Genomic DNA, 15,219 nt, shown 5'->3' with positions numbered 1-15,219 from the left:
CATTAAAAATTCACAAATAGTTTAAAATCAAAAGTTTGCCAGATCGATTGAATTTTGTACTTTTATAATAATTAATTCATCTGTATGAGAATTTATTTACTCTTTTTATTTGCTACCGTTATTGCTTTTCAGGCCTTTGACAATAGGCCTTTTGAGATGGTGGATGCTATTTTGAAAAGTAAAAATAAATGGGTCAGTAAGGCTGGTAAAATTCAACCAAAATATGATGCAAAAGAAGAAATAACCTGGAATGATGAACTGGAAAGAGCGAATAAAGAGAATTCGCACCTCAAAGAATCACATGCTACGGAAAAGAGATTATATTCTGTAGTGATTACGACAATATTGATCATTCTTGCGGGTCTTATGCATATTATTTTCACTACTTATCATAAAAAAATATACTATAAAGGTCTTTATCTGGAAGTGATCAGAAAACGGGAAGGACAAAACAATGTTCAAACAATACCTGAATTAAAAAATGAAGGCGATATCTTCGAACTTAAGGATATCAATCCTTTGATTGTTGAGCGTATTCTTTGTTCTCTTGAAGCCTTTGAAAAGGAAAAAAAGTATTTGAATAAAGGGGCTTCACTCATCAATCTGGCTAAGGAATGCGGAACCAATACTTCATACATGTCAAAAGTTATCAATCATTATAAAAAGCAGAATTTTGCGTCTTATCTTAATGATTTAAGGTTAAAATATGCGGTGGAACTATGGGAGAATCATCCCAAACTACGGTACAAAAGTATTCAGGGAATGGCAGAAATGACGGGGTTCAATACTGTACAGAGCTTTTCTAAAAAATTTCAGGAAAAATATAAAATACCTCCTACGCACTTTCTTAAAAATCTAAGCCAGAATATAAAGGCTAGCTAGAGCAACTTTGACTGTAAAATGAGAATTTTTTGTCTATTTATATTAGTTCCAAATAATTTCAATTCTTTCCATTTATTCTCATAAATATTTAATACTTTAGCGTGATAATTTGAAATAATGGGAATAGTCCTTAAACCAATTGATATTGTAGATGATATTTCACAAGAAGATTTCCGTGAAAAATATCTAAAGCCATGTAAGCCAGTGGTAATCAAGAATATGGCAAGAAAGTGGCCAGCCTATCAAAAATGGACGATGGAGTACATGAAGGAAGTGGTAGGCGATGTTGAAGTTCCTTTGTATGACAGTTCCAAAGCAGATCCTGCAGCCCCTATCAATACCCCGACGACAAAGATGCCTTTTTCAGACTATCTGGACCTTATTCAAAGGGAGCCTACTGATCTGAGAATTTTCTTTTTTGATCCTATTAAATTTGCCCCTAAGTTACTGGACGATTATATTCCGCCAAAGAATCTGATGGGTGGATTTTTGGATAAATATCCGAGTATGTTCTTTGGAGGTAAGGGTTCTGTAACTTTCCTTCATTACGATATTGATATGCCACATATTTTCCACACTCATTTCAATGGAAGAAAACATGTTCTTCTTTTTGAATACAAGTGGAAAACCCGTTTGTATAAGCTTCCGTATGCAACTTATGCATTGGAAGATTATGACATTGCCAACCCGGATTTTGAAAAATTCCCGGCTTTGGATGGTATCGAAGGTATTGAATGTTATCTGGAACACGGTGATACTTTGTTTATGCCTACCGGATGGTGGCATTGGATGAAGTATCTGGATGGATCTTTCTCCATCTCACTTCGTGCATGGGACAAAAGCTGGGCTGTAAAAGCACATTCTCTTTGGAACCTGGCTGTGCAGCGTAATTTCGATAATTTCATGAAAGGCCGTTATAAGAAAAGATATATGGACTGGAAAGAAAGAAAAGCAATTGAAAAAGCTCATGACGCCTTAAAAAAAGGCTTACCTAAATAAAAGTTTAAAACCGGCAGGAAGATTTTTCTTTCGGCCGGTTTTTTTGATATCTATTTTTCTACTGTTCTATTTGTATTTTTAAGATTCATCTATAAATGCTGATATACTATTTAAAAATTATTTAAATTGCATATTCAATATTCCCTCATCTCTTAATATCAGATACATATGTTCGAAAAATTGATTGACAGCTTTGAGAAACTGTGCCTGCAGATTATTATTGAAATCCTCTTGGTTCCGGTAACCATTTTCAAATTGTTTCAGCAGCCTGCCCGTTGTTATGATTTTTCGGTGCAGGAAATGGAAAAAGAAGAAACCGAGCGTTTCCGTGATTATTTATCTCCTATCAAGTTGTCTGTCTATACTTCGGTTATCGTGTCTGTACTTTTAATGGATTACAGTGGCGAACAAAGTTTTATTTCCAGAATCAAAGGATTAAGTATGGTAGAAAAAGCGTTGTTCATATTTCTGATTAATAATTTTACGGCAGTTTTATTCAGTGTCATTTTATTATGCTATAAAAGAGAAAAAGTGAATACTGTCACCTTCCGCACTTTACTTTTTTCCTTCATTTACACAACGGTATACACTTCTACACCTTTCTTTTTGTTAATCATATCGGCTATGTTTTTGGGACAGACTATTGATGTACAATCCTATCTTAACCATCTTGAAAAATTACAAACGTATGGAACAAGAGATTACGCATTTTTTGGTGTTTTTCTAGTATTTATCGTTGTCGGAATTATCGGTCTGGTAAAATTACTCAAAGCTTTACATTATATTCTAAAGGAGAACTTCCGTTATCATCCTTACGTAGTCTGGATTTTCACCTTATTATTTTTCTGCATACAGCTTTATTATGCAAGAGGTTTCGTGTAAAATGCAACCAGAATCTTTTCCTTGTTTTGTTACAGTTTCTTAAAGTCTCAAAAAGATTATTTTAAGATCCAATTAACAACCGAACCAGTCTGTTCATTTTTTACTTAAATTTGCTGAAAACAACGTATGTCTAAACCCCGCGAAAGAATATTAAGTACTTCCATGGTACTTTTTCATCAACAAGGCTATAACAGTACTGGTATTAATCAGATTATTGATGAAGCAAAGGTCTCAAAAGCTAGCTTTTACCAGCATTTTAAATCTAAAGATGAACTTTGTATTGAGTTTTTTAACAAAAGATTCGATTATTGGGTGTCTGAATTGGAAAACTTTACTTCGGATGCAAAGACTGTGGAAGAAAAGTTCATGAAGTCATTTGATTTTTTGGTTTACATGAATAAGAAAGAAGATTTCAGAGGTTGCAGTTTTCTCAATATCATGTCTGAAATCCCCGGTGATAAAATAGAAATTCATAATGTCATCCGTAATCATAAGTCGAAGCTTCGAGAAGCTTTCAATGAAGATCTTAAAGATGATTTGCTGTCCGCTCATATTTATCTGCTTTTTGAAAGTTCAATATTAACCAGTCAGCTTTACAAATCCAACGAACTTATAGAAAAATCCAAATTAATTACACAGCAATTGCTCAAATCTTCAACTTCACACTAAGGGAGATTCAAAATATACTCACATAATCAGCTATTAAAAAAACTATGAAAAAGGTAAAATCTAATATTAAATTAAGATTTTTTACTCTTTAATTATTTTTTATTTTCCATTTACAATTGTTATCGTTTTGACGTTAATTTCAGAAGTAAATTTGAATTACAATTTAAAATTATGAGAGATTTAATACAAAACGTGTTCAGGGAAATCCTTGAAAATCCTGAATTTGACCTGATATTAATCGAAAAGTATTTTTCTAAAGATTATATTCAGGTAGTAGATGACAAACAACTTAATTACGATGAATTTGTACTCCACATCAAAAAGCTAAAAGAAAAGGTTATCGCACAAAAAATGGAAATCCTGAACTACGCAGAAAATGATACCGTCATCTTTACCCATCACACCGCAAGATCAGTATTAAAAAATGGCAATACCGTCGTTCATAAAGTATTGGCAGAATTTACCGTTCAAAATAATAAGATTACAAAATGTAATGAATTGACTTTATTGCTGGAAGGAAATCATTCTGAAAAGGATCTGGCTTCTGAAATGTAAAGCAAAGGAGCGTCATAAGCTCCTTTGTTAACAAATATTAAAAAAACCTTAATTTTAATTTTAAGCCTTTCCCCAAACAGACGTTTAATTTTGTTACGTTTTTTAATCTAATTGAACGAAAGTGAAGAAAATTTTTACATCTGTCTTACTTTGTGCGTCTCTATTTTTCTATGCACAAACCGGTTCTCTTTCCGGAAACATTAACGACGACTCTAAAATTGCCCTGCCGGGAGCCAAAATCTCTCTAAGTCCGGGAAATATTTATACCACTTCTGATGAACATGGAAATTTTGTTTTCCTGAATGTTCCACCCGGAAGTTATACCATGAAGATTGATTATCTGGGCTATGGAATTCATGAATACAAAGTGACCGTTGAAGCGGAAAAAAATACGAGACAAAACATTGTCTTTGACAAAAAAGAAACCACCATTGCTGAGATTGTAGTATCTGGTGCTACCTTAAAAAACCAGGCAAGAGCTTTAAACAAACAAAAAAATAACGCCAATATCACGAATGTAATCTCCTCGGATCAGATCGGACGTTTTCCTGACGCCAATATCGGAGATGCCCTGAAACGTGTTCCCGGAATTACCATACAAAACGACCAGGGAGAGGCTAGAAATCTTATTATCAGAGGACTTGCTCCCAACCTTAACTCTGTAACGCTGAACGGAGACCGGATTCCTTCTGCTGAAGGCGACAATCGAAATGTACAAATGGACCTGATTCCTTCGGATATGATCTCCACGATCGAGGTGAATAAAACCTTAACTCCGGATATGGATGCTGATGCCATCGGAGGTTCTGTCAATCTTATTACAAGGGCTTCCCCTAACGGACAAAGAATCTCTGCGACGTTGGCAGGAGGCTACAACCCTATCCGTGAAAAAGGAAACTATACTGCCGGATTAGTGTATGGAAATCGGTTTTTAAACAAAAAATTGGGTGCTGTATTCAGCTTTTCTTATAACAATAATAATTTTGGTTCGGACAATATCGAACCGGTATGGAGTTTGGCCAATGATGCTGCACAAACTGCCTATATCAGTAAAATGGGGGTTCGTTATTATAATGAGCATCGTATCAGACATAGTTTTGATCTTAATATGGATTATGAATTTAATTCAAAAAATAAAATCTATGCTTCTGCGATGTACAATTTCAGGAATGATAAAGAAACCCGCTTTGCACTGGGCTACAAAGTAAAACCGGTCTACAATACTGACGAATCTGAAATCACGGGTTGGAAAGGCAGTATTACAAGACAAAACAAAGGTGGAGATGCAGGAAATGACAACACTCGTCTGGAGAAACAGAAAGTGCAGAACTATGCATTGAGAGGAGAACATTTATTGGGTTCAAAGGTAGATCTCGACTGGTCTATGAACTATGCCATCGCAAGTGAAGATAAGCCACACCAGCGTTATATTGAGTTTGAAAACAGCAAGATGAATTTTTCTCCGGATCTCAGCGATCCACGCAAACCTATGCTCAATCTTCTGGCCGAGGATAATCTGGGAAGCTATAAACTGAGTGATCTTTCAGATGCCAACAGCTTTACCCAGGAGAAAGAATTCGGAGCAAGAGTGAATGTACGTTTTCCTTTTTCTGTAGTCGATGGCCAGAAAGGAAGACTTCGTACCGGTTTGCGTATGCGTCTGAAGGATAAGGAAAGAAATAATGATTATTATTCTTTTACTCCGATCAACAATATGGGAAGCCTCCTTTCTGTTCCAACGATTTATCTTGATGGACAAAACTTCCAACCCGGAAATTATGTTCCCGGAACTTTTGTTGATCCTTCTTACCTTGGAAATTTAGATCTGTATAACGCCGGTCAGTTTAACGGCCAGTTGAAACCTTCAAAATACCTTTCGAGTAATTATACGGCAAAGGAACAGATTTATGCAGGATATGTTCGTTGGGATCAGGATTTCAATGACCAACTCTCTATGATTGTCGGAGCCCGCGTTGAAACAACCCAAATTGATTACACCGGAAACTATGTTTTGAATGAAAAAAATCTAGTCGGAAAGATCAATAATACGAATTCTTATACCAATGTGCTTCCCAATATCTCCTTCAAATATGTTCCGGTACAGGATCTTGTACTCCGGGCAGCGTTTACTACAGCTCTTGCCCGTCCTAATTATTATTCTTTAGTTCCTTACCTCAATGTAATCACGGAAGACGAGGTCATTTCATCCGGAAACCCGAATTTAAAGGCAACTTATGCTTATAATTTTGATTTTATGGCTGAAAAATATTTTAAATCCGTAGGGATTCTTTCGGGAGGTATTTTTTATAAAAACCTGAATGACTTTATTTATACCTATTCCCGAAGAAACTATACGGCGAATGACTTTGCCAATGATTACGCAGGACAATCCAATCCGATTCCTGCTGGAGAAAGCAACTGGAAATTTACCCAGCAGCGTAATGGTGATAATGTAGATATTTACGGTTTTGAGGTGGCTCTGCAGAGACAGCTGGATTTTATTCCGGGTGCTTTCTGGAAAGGATTAGGAGTATATGTGAATTATACCTATACTCATTCAAAAGCAAAAGGGATTACCAATGAAGAAGGTATCGAAAGAACCGATGTCGGATTTCCGGGAGCCGCTCCACATATGTTCAACGGATCTCTGTCCTGGGAGAACAAACGTTTTTCTGCCAGAGTTTCCATGAATTACGCTTCTCATTATATTGATGAATTGGGTGGTAAAGCTTTTGATGACCGTTATTATGACAAACAATTTTTCCTGGATGCCAATGCTTCGTATAAAATCACGAACCAGCTGAGAGTCTTTGCTGAAGCCAATAATCTGACGAATCAACCGTTAAGATATTACCAGGGAATCCAGAGCAGAACTGCACAGGCAGAATATTACAGACCAAGATTTACCATGGGGTTGAAATTTGATTTTTAAAATAAGAATGAAAAAGTTTATCTATTATAAGGCTGCACTGGCCGTTATTCCTTTTGTGATCAGTTGTACAGGACAGAAGCAGCTGGGAGAAAAATTAAAACCAACCGTTATTACGGAAACCGTCGTTCACGATACTGATGATCCCGCGATATGGATCAATCCTCAGGATGCGAGTAAGAGCATTATTGTAGGAACAGATAAAGATTCTGACGGCGGATTATTTGCTTTCGACCTGAATGGAAAGATCATTCATAAAGTGACAGGTTTGAAACGTCCCAATAATGTGGATATTGAGTATGGGTTTATTTTAAATGGTAAAAAGATTGATATTGCCGCAGTAACGGAAAGAGAAACGAATAAAGTTAAACTCTATTCTCTTCCGGAATTAAATGAAGTGGGCGAATTTTCAGTTTTTGACGGTGAATCAGAACGTGGTCCGATGGGAATCTCCATGTATAAAAAACCTGAAACCGGCGAAATCTATGCTGTTGTAGGAAGGAAATCCGGACCAGCTGACGGCTATCTCTGGCAATACAAGCTTGCAGAAAAGAATGGCAAAATCACCGGAGAAGTCATTCGTAAGTTTGGAAAATACAGCGGTTTGAAAGAGATTGAAAGTATCGCTGTGGATGATGAAATGGGCTATATTTATTATTCAGACGAACAGTTTGGAGTTCATCAATATTATGCAGATCCGGACAGAGGAAACGAAGAATTACTGGTTTTCGGGAAAGGTGACTTTACCTCTGATGTAGAAGGAATTTCAATCTATCCGACTTCAGGAGCAACGGGATATATTCTGGTTTCCAATCAGCAGAATGATACTTTTAATGTCTATCTGAGAGAAAATCCCTCCAAAGGAAGAATTGCAGAAATTCCTGTTTCGACCAGTGAAAGTGACGGCTCTGAAGTCACACCTATCAATCTCGGTCCAAAATTTCCCAAAGGAGTATTTGTGGCCATGAGCAATGGCAGGGTTTTTCATTTGTATGACTGGCGAATTATCGAAAACAGAATAAAAGAAGCTGTAAAAGCAGCCGGTAAATAATATATTTTAATTAAACCATTAAGATGGAAAAAGTTGTAAGAGAAATATTTCTCATTGACTTTCCAACTCTTAATGGTTTAATTTTTTCCATCCTGCTGAATATGTTTTCTTAGAAACTCAGCGGTAAATGATTCTTTATTTTTTAATAATTCTTTCGGGCTTCCTTCAAACAAAATTTTTCCGCCGTACTTTCCGGCACCGGGACCGATATCAATAACCCAGTCTGCCTGAGCAATAATATCCAGATTATGTTCGATTACAATTAAAGTATTATTCTGATCGATAAGTCTGTTAAAAAAAGACAATAATTTCCGGGTATCATCGGGGTGCAGGCCAGTACTTGGCTCGTCCAGAATGATGATCTGATGGGTATTTTTCAATTCTCTGGTCATTTTCAGACGTTGACGTTCTCCTCCCGAAAAACTGTCCAGACGTTGGCCTAAAGTCAGATAATCCAGGCCTAATTGTAATAACAGGTCAAAGTGGGTCAGGATTGCTTCCTGTTTAAAAAAAAGAGCCGCTTCAGAAACCGTCATATTCATTACTTCTACAATGGTCTTCCCATCATATTGATATTGCAGAACATCAGGATCAAATCCGGAACCGCCACAAACTTCACAAGGCTGTTCAATATCATCCATAAAAGCAAGGTCTATCTTTTCCACTCCCAACCCCTTGCAGTTTTTGCAGGCACCATCACTGTTTCTGCTAAACAACTTTTCTGAAACATGGTTCACCTGAGCAAAAAGGCGGCGTACAGTATCAGATATGCCTAAATACGTAAGGAGATTGGAACGGACACTTGCGGCAAACAGAGATTGGTCTATTACCGTTACATCAGGATAAATTTGAGGTAATACCCGATTAATTAAAGTGCTTTTCCCTGATCCCGCCACTCCGGTTACTACAGTCATTATTCCTGTGGGAATATGTACACTGATATCTTTAAGATTGTAGAGGCTGGCATTTTTTATCTCCAGATATCCTGAAGGGCTTCTGACTTTTTGTTTTACAACGGGTTTTTTAGAAAAATAAGATCCTGTCTTTCCTGCTGATGTTTTTAAATTTTCAAATGTTCCTTCGTATACGATTTTCCCTCCATTCTTTCCTGAACCGGGTCCGATATCGATAATCCAATCTGCGGTTTTAATAAGATCAGGATCGTGTTCTACGATTAAAACCGAGTTCCCTTTATCTCTTATTTGCTGAATAATTGTAATAATGTTTTGCAAATCCTTAGGATGAAGTCCGATACTCGGTTCATCAAAAATATAAAGCAAATCAACCAGGCTGTTTCCCAGACTTCTGACCATTTTTATCCTTTGAGATTCGCCCCCGGAAAGCGTATTGGTACTTCTGTCCAATGTCAGGTATTGGAGCCCGATAGTCACAATATTCTGCAGTTTCATTGAAAGCTCCTTAACGATGACGTTATACGCCCCGGAATCCAGTGAACCTATAAATTCCAGGAGTTCATCAATCGAAAGCGCCGTACAATCTGCAATGCTTTTTCCTTCAATTTTACAGGAGAGAATCTTTTTATTCAATCGTTTTCCGTGACATGACGGGCAGGTTTTCGTCACCACCACATGATTCAGGGCATCTTTTCTTGTTATATTTTCTTTGGAATCTTTTTTCAGAAATGCTTTTTCAATTCTGGGAATAATCCCTTCATATTTTACTGTTTTTCCCCATTCTTTATGAGGATGTCTGGGTTTATGCTCTTCAGCGTACAACAAGGTATCCCATTCTTTATCAGTAAAATCCTTTAATTTTTTATCATTATCAAAATAGCCGGATAAAGTATATCTCGTTAACCGCCAGCCTCCGGGCTGAAAAGTCGGAAAACGGATAGCTCCTTCATGTAACGATTTATTTCGGTCAATTAAAGTATTAATATCCAAGGTCTGTACAAAGCCCAGCCCTTCGCATTCCGGGCACATTCCCTGCGGATTGTTAAAGGAAAAAACATTGGAATATCCCACGAAAGGTTTCCCCATCCTGGAAAACAGTAATCGTAAGGAAGCATAGACATCAGCGGCCGTTCCAACGGTAGATCTGGCGTTTCCGCCTAATCTTTTCTGATTGATGATGATCGGAACATTCAGGTTTTCAATTTTATCTACGTTGGGTACTCCGTAATGCTGTAAGCGGTTTCTGATAAAGCTGTTTTGTGTTTCATTAATTTGTCGCTGAGCTTCCGCCCCAATGGTCTCAAAAACCAGGGAAGATTTTCCGGAACCGGATACTCCCGTAAACACAACCATCTTATATTTTGGAACTTGTATGGAAATATTCCTGAGATTATTTTGCCTCGCGTTGGTAATTTCTATATTTTCCATTTTAAATGATTAACTTTGTTAATAGTTAACTAAGTTAAGTAATTTCATTATGAAATCTATTGAAAAAGAGTTTTTTAACACCTTTACGGATTTTCAATGTCTTATTCTCGCTCATATGAATAAGGGGGATATCAATGGAATAACCGCAACTCATTACAATATGATCGAATTTATTCTTCGAAAAGAGGAAGTCACCGGAAGAGAAATAGCAACTGCCTTTAACATTAGCCAGGCTGCTGTTTCCAAGCAATTAAAATTTTTGATAGGTCATGATTTCATTATTCAGAAACAGGATGAATCCGACCGCAGGAAATTCAACCTTTCTGTGACGGAAAAAGGGCGTTTTATCATCGAAAATTCAGAAACTTTCCGAAAGAACATCACCCGGCAGGCTGCCTCTATACTCACTTCCAAAGAATTGGAAAACTTTAATTCCCTCCTGGCTAAGGTGTTGAGTCATCTCAAGCTTTAGTAAAAAAGGGAAATTATTATTGCTCATCATTTTTAGCGAGCAAAAGCAGAATCGATTTTCATGTTCCAGCCCCTTCTAAAATTCTATTTGTAAGTCCTAAAGAGCCGATCCCAAATTGAAGTATAAAACCCGAAGTTCTTCGTTTCATCCAGATGATGCTGATTATGAAATCTCGTAGTTCCTACAAGAAATCTATCAAAACTGGCTGGAAAAAATTCTCTGTTAAGATGCCCTATTGTTCCCCAGATAAGGTTGATCAACAAATAAATTGAAATGGAAACAACAGAAAAATTATAGCACATTAATAATATCAACATCATCACTCCAAAACCGATAGTTTCTAAGGGATGCAATACAAAAAGGCTTAAAAAATTCGTACTTACATGTTCATGATGTTTACCATGCAGCATTTTATAGACCATCGGCCAATGTGCCGCATAATGAAAAAAGTACATACACAAGTCCATCAGCAAAAGCAGCGCAATGATCTCTAAGCAGATAACACCAGCAGACAAATTCTGACCTATTTCAATCCATCCGTTTTTCCATAAAAAAACACCGATCAATAAAACAAGACTGTTGCAAATCACCGTAAACAGGCTGAGAAAGAAATCAGATGTAGTGACAGGATGATTTTTTTCCTGTAACAGGCTTTTCCTGCAGGTTTTATCAATAAAAGTATAAAGTCCTATGGAAAATAAATACAGAAATAGATTAATGACAAGACTGAATGCCATCCATTCCGGCCAGGAAAATTGCCAAAACATTGCTAGATATCCGGAAAGTTCAGTCTCATTAAAATTCATAAATTCGTCATCTGTCAATTTGATGAGATAAATGTATGAATTTCGTGATAAACACTGGCAACAAAACCAATTATTTCTGCCTTGTTTTTCTCTTAAGTTCGCGGTATCTCAACGTAAGTCTTTTTCTTAGATTCTCATGATATACCTTGTAGTTTTTAATGCTTTGTTCAAGGTTCTTTTTATTGGATAAATAATCTTCATAGAGACTGCTCAATTCTGAAATCTGCAGCATAATATCAGAAGACCGGGATTCGGGATCTTCCAAAGCTTCAATTAGCAGTCGGTAATTTTCAATACGACTGGTGAGGCTTGTGTGAAGTTTTGGTTCTATTCCCTGCATAATTTTATTTTTTAAAATGGCTTAATAGATAAAAGTTGAAAAAGCAAATATATCCCCTACCAGCCCTTCCCTTCTATGCCGGGTACATCACTTTGATATAAAATTCTAACTTCCTTATGTGCTGTTGTTTTTAAATAAGCATTATTAAGCGCCGATGAGATCAATGTTTCACCAGGATCACCCAAGGGAAGTAACGGCAATTCCATGTATTCATTCACTTTGACCTGAGGGACAATTCCCTTGTTGTATTCCCCTATTCCATTGGCATTATATACTTTATAAATAACAGGATGAATCTGCCAGGAAACTTTTCTGGGTTTACGTTTATCTTCCACTGTAAATCCTGCCATATCTTTACCTAAAGTAATGTCTCCAATCTGGATGACCTGTAAGTACGGTTTAAGGTTATTAACAACGATTTCTGCAGCAGATGCTGTACTGTTTGAGGTAAGAATATACACTTTATTCAGCCCCAATGCATTCGCCCGCAATGTATTAAAACCAAGTGCTTTGGGATCGTAGGCAATCTGTTCGGCAAATGTTCTTTTTACTTCGCCTCCATTTTTATTTCCTTTAAAAAGGATGAATGGAGAACCTGATGTTATTCCCGAAGGAATCAGGGAACACAATGCTGCTGCAGATGATACCGAACCTCCATAATTGTAGCGGAGATCAAGAATCAATTGCTGTACACCTGCTGATTTAAATTCAGCAAATTTTTGATTAAGTACTGATGTCATTCCATCCGGAAAATCATAAATATAAAGGTAACCTGTCTTTTTACCGTTTTTCTCAAAAATCTTAGATAATAAAGGCTGTTCAAAAGAGTATCCATAGTAGACTTTTACGTCTTTTTCATCAGCAATGGTCCCGTTTTTCCAATTTCCCACTTTAAGATCTAAAGCCGTTTGGTCTTTCATTGATGAAGTAATGGATTCGGCATTATTTGCGGTAATTAATTTCCCATTGATTCTGGTAATCATCATCCCTCTTTCTAAGCCTGCATTGAATGCCGGAGAGTCTTTTAATACCAATTTCACAACAGTTACAACTTCCCCATTGGCAAGTTGAATAACCGTATAGTCGAAGCCATACATATTCCGGATGGAACGAGGATAACTGGATGAATCTTCTGTATTGACTATAAAAGAAAAACGATCCTGAGGAGCCAATAAACTGTTGAAAAAATCTTTTACCGGAAGATGATAATCCGGCTTGGAAGGCATTTGATCTGCCCAGTAATAATACCGTTTCATGCTGTCCTGGACCCAAAGATTGACAGATTCGGTACTTCCTTCAGGGAAAGAAGGAGCTCCTTCGTCATTATTTGTACATGAAATGAGAAAGGCCGCTATTACGATAAGTAGAAATTTTACAAATTTTCTCATATTTTACAGATATCCAGCTATATCAATGTCTCCTTTTACCGTCCATTTTCCATTTTCCATTTTTTCCTGAAGAACAATCATGTTAGCACCTGTGTGCTGGTTTATTTTAACTTTAATCATTTCAGATCCTGCATAGGGTTCTGTGGTTCCCTTTTTGTATAATTCCAGGTAGACCGGAGCTGTAGAACTGAATGAATTATACATTTTTACTGCTGTAAAATTATCCTTTCCGATCTCTTCAAATTCTGCCAGAACGACTCCGTTTTCTCTTTTCAAAATACCTTTAACATTTTTAAGAGAGGTTCCTGAAAATTCTCCCAGGTTTGGAAAAATAAATTCAAATCCTACTTTTCCCAGGTTAACCTGAGGTTTTACGGCATAGGTTTGCAGGAAAATACCCGGAAGATTAAAGAAATACAGGTTTTTATAATCCTCCACATTGTTGTAGGTAATTGTATAGCCGGCAATTTCGGATCCTGTTTCGTTATTATATATTTCCAGTTTGTTGGTTTCGCCTTCGTCCAATACAAACTGAAGCTGGGTTTCTATTTTATTGGTATAGGAAGTATTTCCGTTAATGGATACGGGAACCCCGTTAAACCTCAACTGAAGGACATCCGGTTTGGAGAATCCTTTTATAGATACTTCTCCTGGCTTTTGTGCCTTATCATACTTTTCCATTATTGTGTTATCTGCACAGGAAAAAAGTATGGTTAGTAATAGAAATGCAAAGATCTTATTCATCTTTCTTGTTTAAATTATGTCATTTAACTTTAAAAATATTGCCCCGCCCGATGAGCCGGGGCAATATATAATTATAAAAAAACTAGTTGGATATGCTCTGGATGACCTTCTTCTAATAGTCATCCATAATTGTATATTTAAAATTTATGTTTTCTTTCTAAATGAATTTTCTAAGGGTTCTTTGATTATTTTTTAATAAATTTTAATTGCTCTGTAGTTTTTCCATCTGAAATTTCCGTGATGTAAATCCCGGCTGATAATCCCGCAACATTGATCGATTTTGAATACTGCGTGGTAAGAACTTTTTGAGCCGTAGTATTGTAAATGGTAACTATTGTATTGTTTTCTTTTAATTCCGGATTAAGCTTTACATATAAAGTTTCTTTTACCGGATTTTCTATAATTTGTGTTACGGTTTTGTTTCTTTTTACCTCTTTTGTACTTAGGAATGAATAAGCATAAATACCCATTTCATCAATATTGATATTTTGAATATTATTACCGTTTGGTTTTCTGTTGGACCACATTCCGATATAAATTTTCTTTCCGGCGAAAGCTGAAAGATCTACAAGGTTTTCTACAAATTGAGTAAGATCTGTTGGAAAAGGATTGGTGGAACCTCCTACCTGTAATTTATAAGGACTTGGAAGATCATTACCTGCTCCATCTACCGTCATTGCCTGGAAATCAGCTATAGTAGGAATCGGTTTTTGAGGAGTGCTTACAAAAATATAAAGATCGCGCCCAAGGACTGTGTGTGTCGTTCTCTGTCTTCCGATAGAAGCAGTAAGTGTTAACGTTCCGGTTGTATTGGTCAAATCAATTTCGGGAGTAATGATCCAGTCATTTTCTGTTGCAAATCCTGTAGCACTTCCTGTCGGAACCAGACTCATGGAATGACGGAGAACGCCAGCTGTTCCATATACCATAGAAGTACCGTTGTGATAAATATTCTGCCCCTGCAGCCATCCGTTGCTATTGTTATTCAGGTCATGGAAAGTCCATCCCTGAAGAGAAGCCGGAGTATCAAAAGTATTACCCCATACCAGAGTTTGTGCTGTTGCTAGCTGAGATAAAAACAGAACAGAAGATAAAATTATTTTTTTCATGATACTTAATTATTTAGATTTTTTTGAATAGAAAAGCAAGGAATCAGCATA

General features: G+C 36.6%; 14 protein-coding genes. 8 read left to right on the top strand and 6 right to left on the bottom strand.

Annotation, left to right across the window (positions count from 1 at the left end; translation table 11 throughout):
* Positions 1-84: 84 nt before the first annotated feature.
* The 7 genes from EG342_RS15630 to EG342_RS15595 all read left to right on the top strand — a co-directional run bounded on the left by EG342_RS15630 (position 85) and on the right by EG342_RS15595 (position 7,967).
* Positions 85-882, top strand: coding sequence for a helix-turn-helix domain-containing protein (locus EG342_RS15630; protein ID WP_103294205.1), 798 nt, complete (start codon positions 85-87; stop codon positions 880-882).
* Positions 883-999: 117 nt separating this feature from the next.
* Positions 1,000-1,881 carry a cupin-like domain-containing protein gene (locus tag EG342_RS15625; protein ID WP_103294206.1) on the top strand — a complete coding sequence of 294 codons (882 nt, stop codon included), beginning with the start codon at positions 1,000-1,002 and terminating at the stop codon, positions 1,879-1,881.
* Positions 1,882-2,049: 168 nt separating this feature from the next.
* Positions 2,050-2,763 carry a hypothetical protein gene (locus EG342_RS15620; RefSeq protein ID WP_103294207.1) on the top strand — a complete coding sequence of 238 codons (714 nt, stop codon included), beginning with the start codon at positions 2,050-2,052 and terminating at the stop codon, positions 2,761-2,763.
* Positions 2,764-2,889: 126 nt separating this feature from the next.
* The gene (locus EG342_RS15615; protein ID WP_103294208.1) at positions 2,890-3,432 is read left to right on the top strand and encodes a TetR/AcrR family transcriptional regulator; all 543 of its coding nucleotides are present in this window, start codon (positions 2,890-2,892) and stop codon (positions 3,430-3,432) included.
* Positions 3,433-3,603: 171 nt separating this feature from the next.
* A complete protein-coding gene (locus EG342_RS15610; protein ID WP_103294209.1) occupies positions 3,604-3,987 on the top strand; it encodes a hypothetical protein in 384 nt (127 codons plus the stop codon).
* Between the two features lie 121 nt (positions 3,988-4,108).
* Positions 4,109-6,919: a TonB-dependent receptor gene (locus EG342_RS15600; RefSeq protein ID WP_103294210.1), complete on the top strand. Its 2,811-nt coding sequence runs from the start codon at positions 4,109-4,111 to the stop codon at positions 6,917-6,919.
* Positions 6,920-6,926: 7 nt separating this feature from the next.
* Positions 6,927-7,967 carry a phytase gene (locus tag EG342_RS15595; RefSeq protein WP_103294211.1) on the top strand — a complete coding sequence of 347 codons (1,041 nt, stop codon included), beginning with the start codon at positions 6,927-6,929 and terminating at the stop codon, positions 7,965-7,967.
* Positions 7,968-8,044: 77 nt separating this feature from the next.
* On the opposite strand, the gene EG342_RS15590 is transcribed toward EG342_RS15595, so the two are convergent.
* Complete coding sequence (locus EG342_RS15590; RefSeq protein WP_103294212.1) at positions 8,045-10,309, bottom strand: ATP-binding cassette domain-containing protein; 2,265 nt, start codon at positions 10,307-10,309, stop codon at positions 8,045-8,047.
* 49 nt (positions 10,310-10,358) lie between these two features.
* Here EG342_RS15590 and EG342_RS15585 point away from each other — a divergent pair, with 49 nt between their 5' ends.
* Positions 10,359-10,781, top strand: coding sequence for a MarR family winged helix-turn-helix transcriptional regulator (locus EG342_RS15585; protein WP_103294213.1), 423 nt, complete (start codon positions 10,359-10,361; stop codon positions 10,779-10,781).
* An 83-nt stretch (positions 10,782-10,864) separates the two neighbouring features.
* Here the strand turns inward: EG342_RS15585 and EG342_RS15580 are convergent, their stop codons facing one another.
* From EG342_RS15580 to EG342_RS15560, 5 genes are all read right to left on the bottom strand, one after another.
* Entirely contained in the window at positions 10,865-11,587 is a 723-nt protein-coding gene (locus EG342_RS15580; protein ID WP_103294214.1) for a sterol desaturase family protein, read from the bottom strand.
* Between the two features lie 70 nt (positions 11,588-11,657).
* Complete coding sequence (locus EG342_RS15575; RefSeq protein ID WP_103294215.1) at positions 11,658-11,927, bottom strand: hypothetical protein; 270 nt, start codon at positions 11,925-11,927, stop codon at positions 11,658-11,660.
* A gap of 56 nt (positions 11,928-11,983) precedes the next feature.
* Positions 11,984-13,315: a S41 family peptidase gene (locus tag EG342_RS15570; protein ID WP_103294216.1), complete on the bottom strand. Its 1,332-nt coding sequence runs from the start codon at positions 13,313-13,315 to the stop codon at positions 11,984-11,986.
* Between the two features lie 3 nt (positions 13,316-13,318).
* Positions 13,319-14,059, bottom strand: a complete 741-nt coding sequence (locus EG342_RS15565) for a hypothetical protein (RefSeq protein WP_246008635.1) — start codon at positions 14,057-14,059, stop codon at positions 13,319-13,321.
* 185 nt (positions 14,060-14,244) lie between these two features.
* Positions 14,245-15,168, bottom strand: a complete 924-nt coding sequence (locus EG342_RS15560; RefSeq protein WP_103294219.1) for a T9SS-dependent choice-of-anchor J family protein — start codon at positions 15,166-15,168, stop codon at positions 14,245-14,247.
* Positions 15,169-15,219 lie beyond the last annotated feature (51 nt).

The sequence above is a fragment of the Chryseobacterium lactis genome, from assembly GCF_003815875.1.
Classification (GTDB): domain Bacteria; phylum Bacteroidota; class Bacteroidia; order Flavobacteriales; family Weeksellaceae; genus Chryseobacterium; species Chryseobacterium lactis.
The sequence above is the reverse complement of the archived record's forward strand: the minus strand, read 5'-3'. Positions and strand labels throughout refer to the sequence as shown.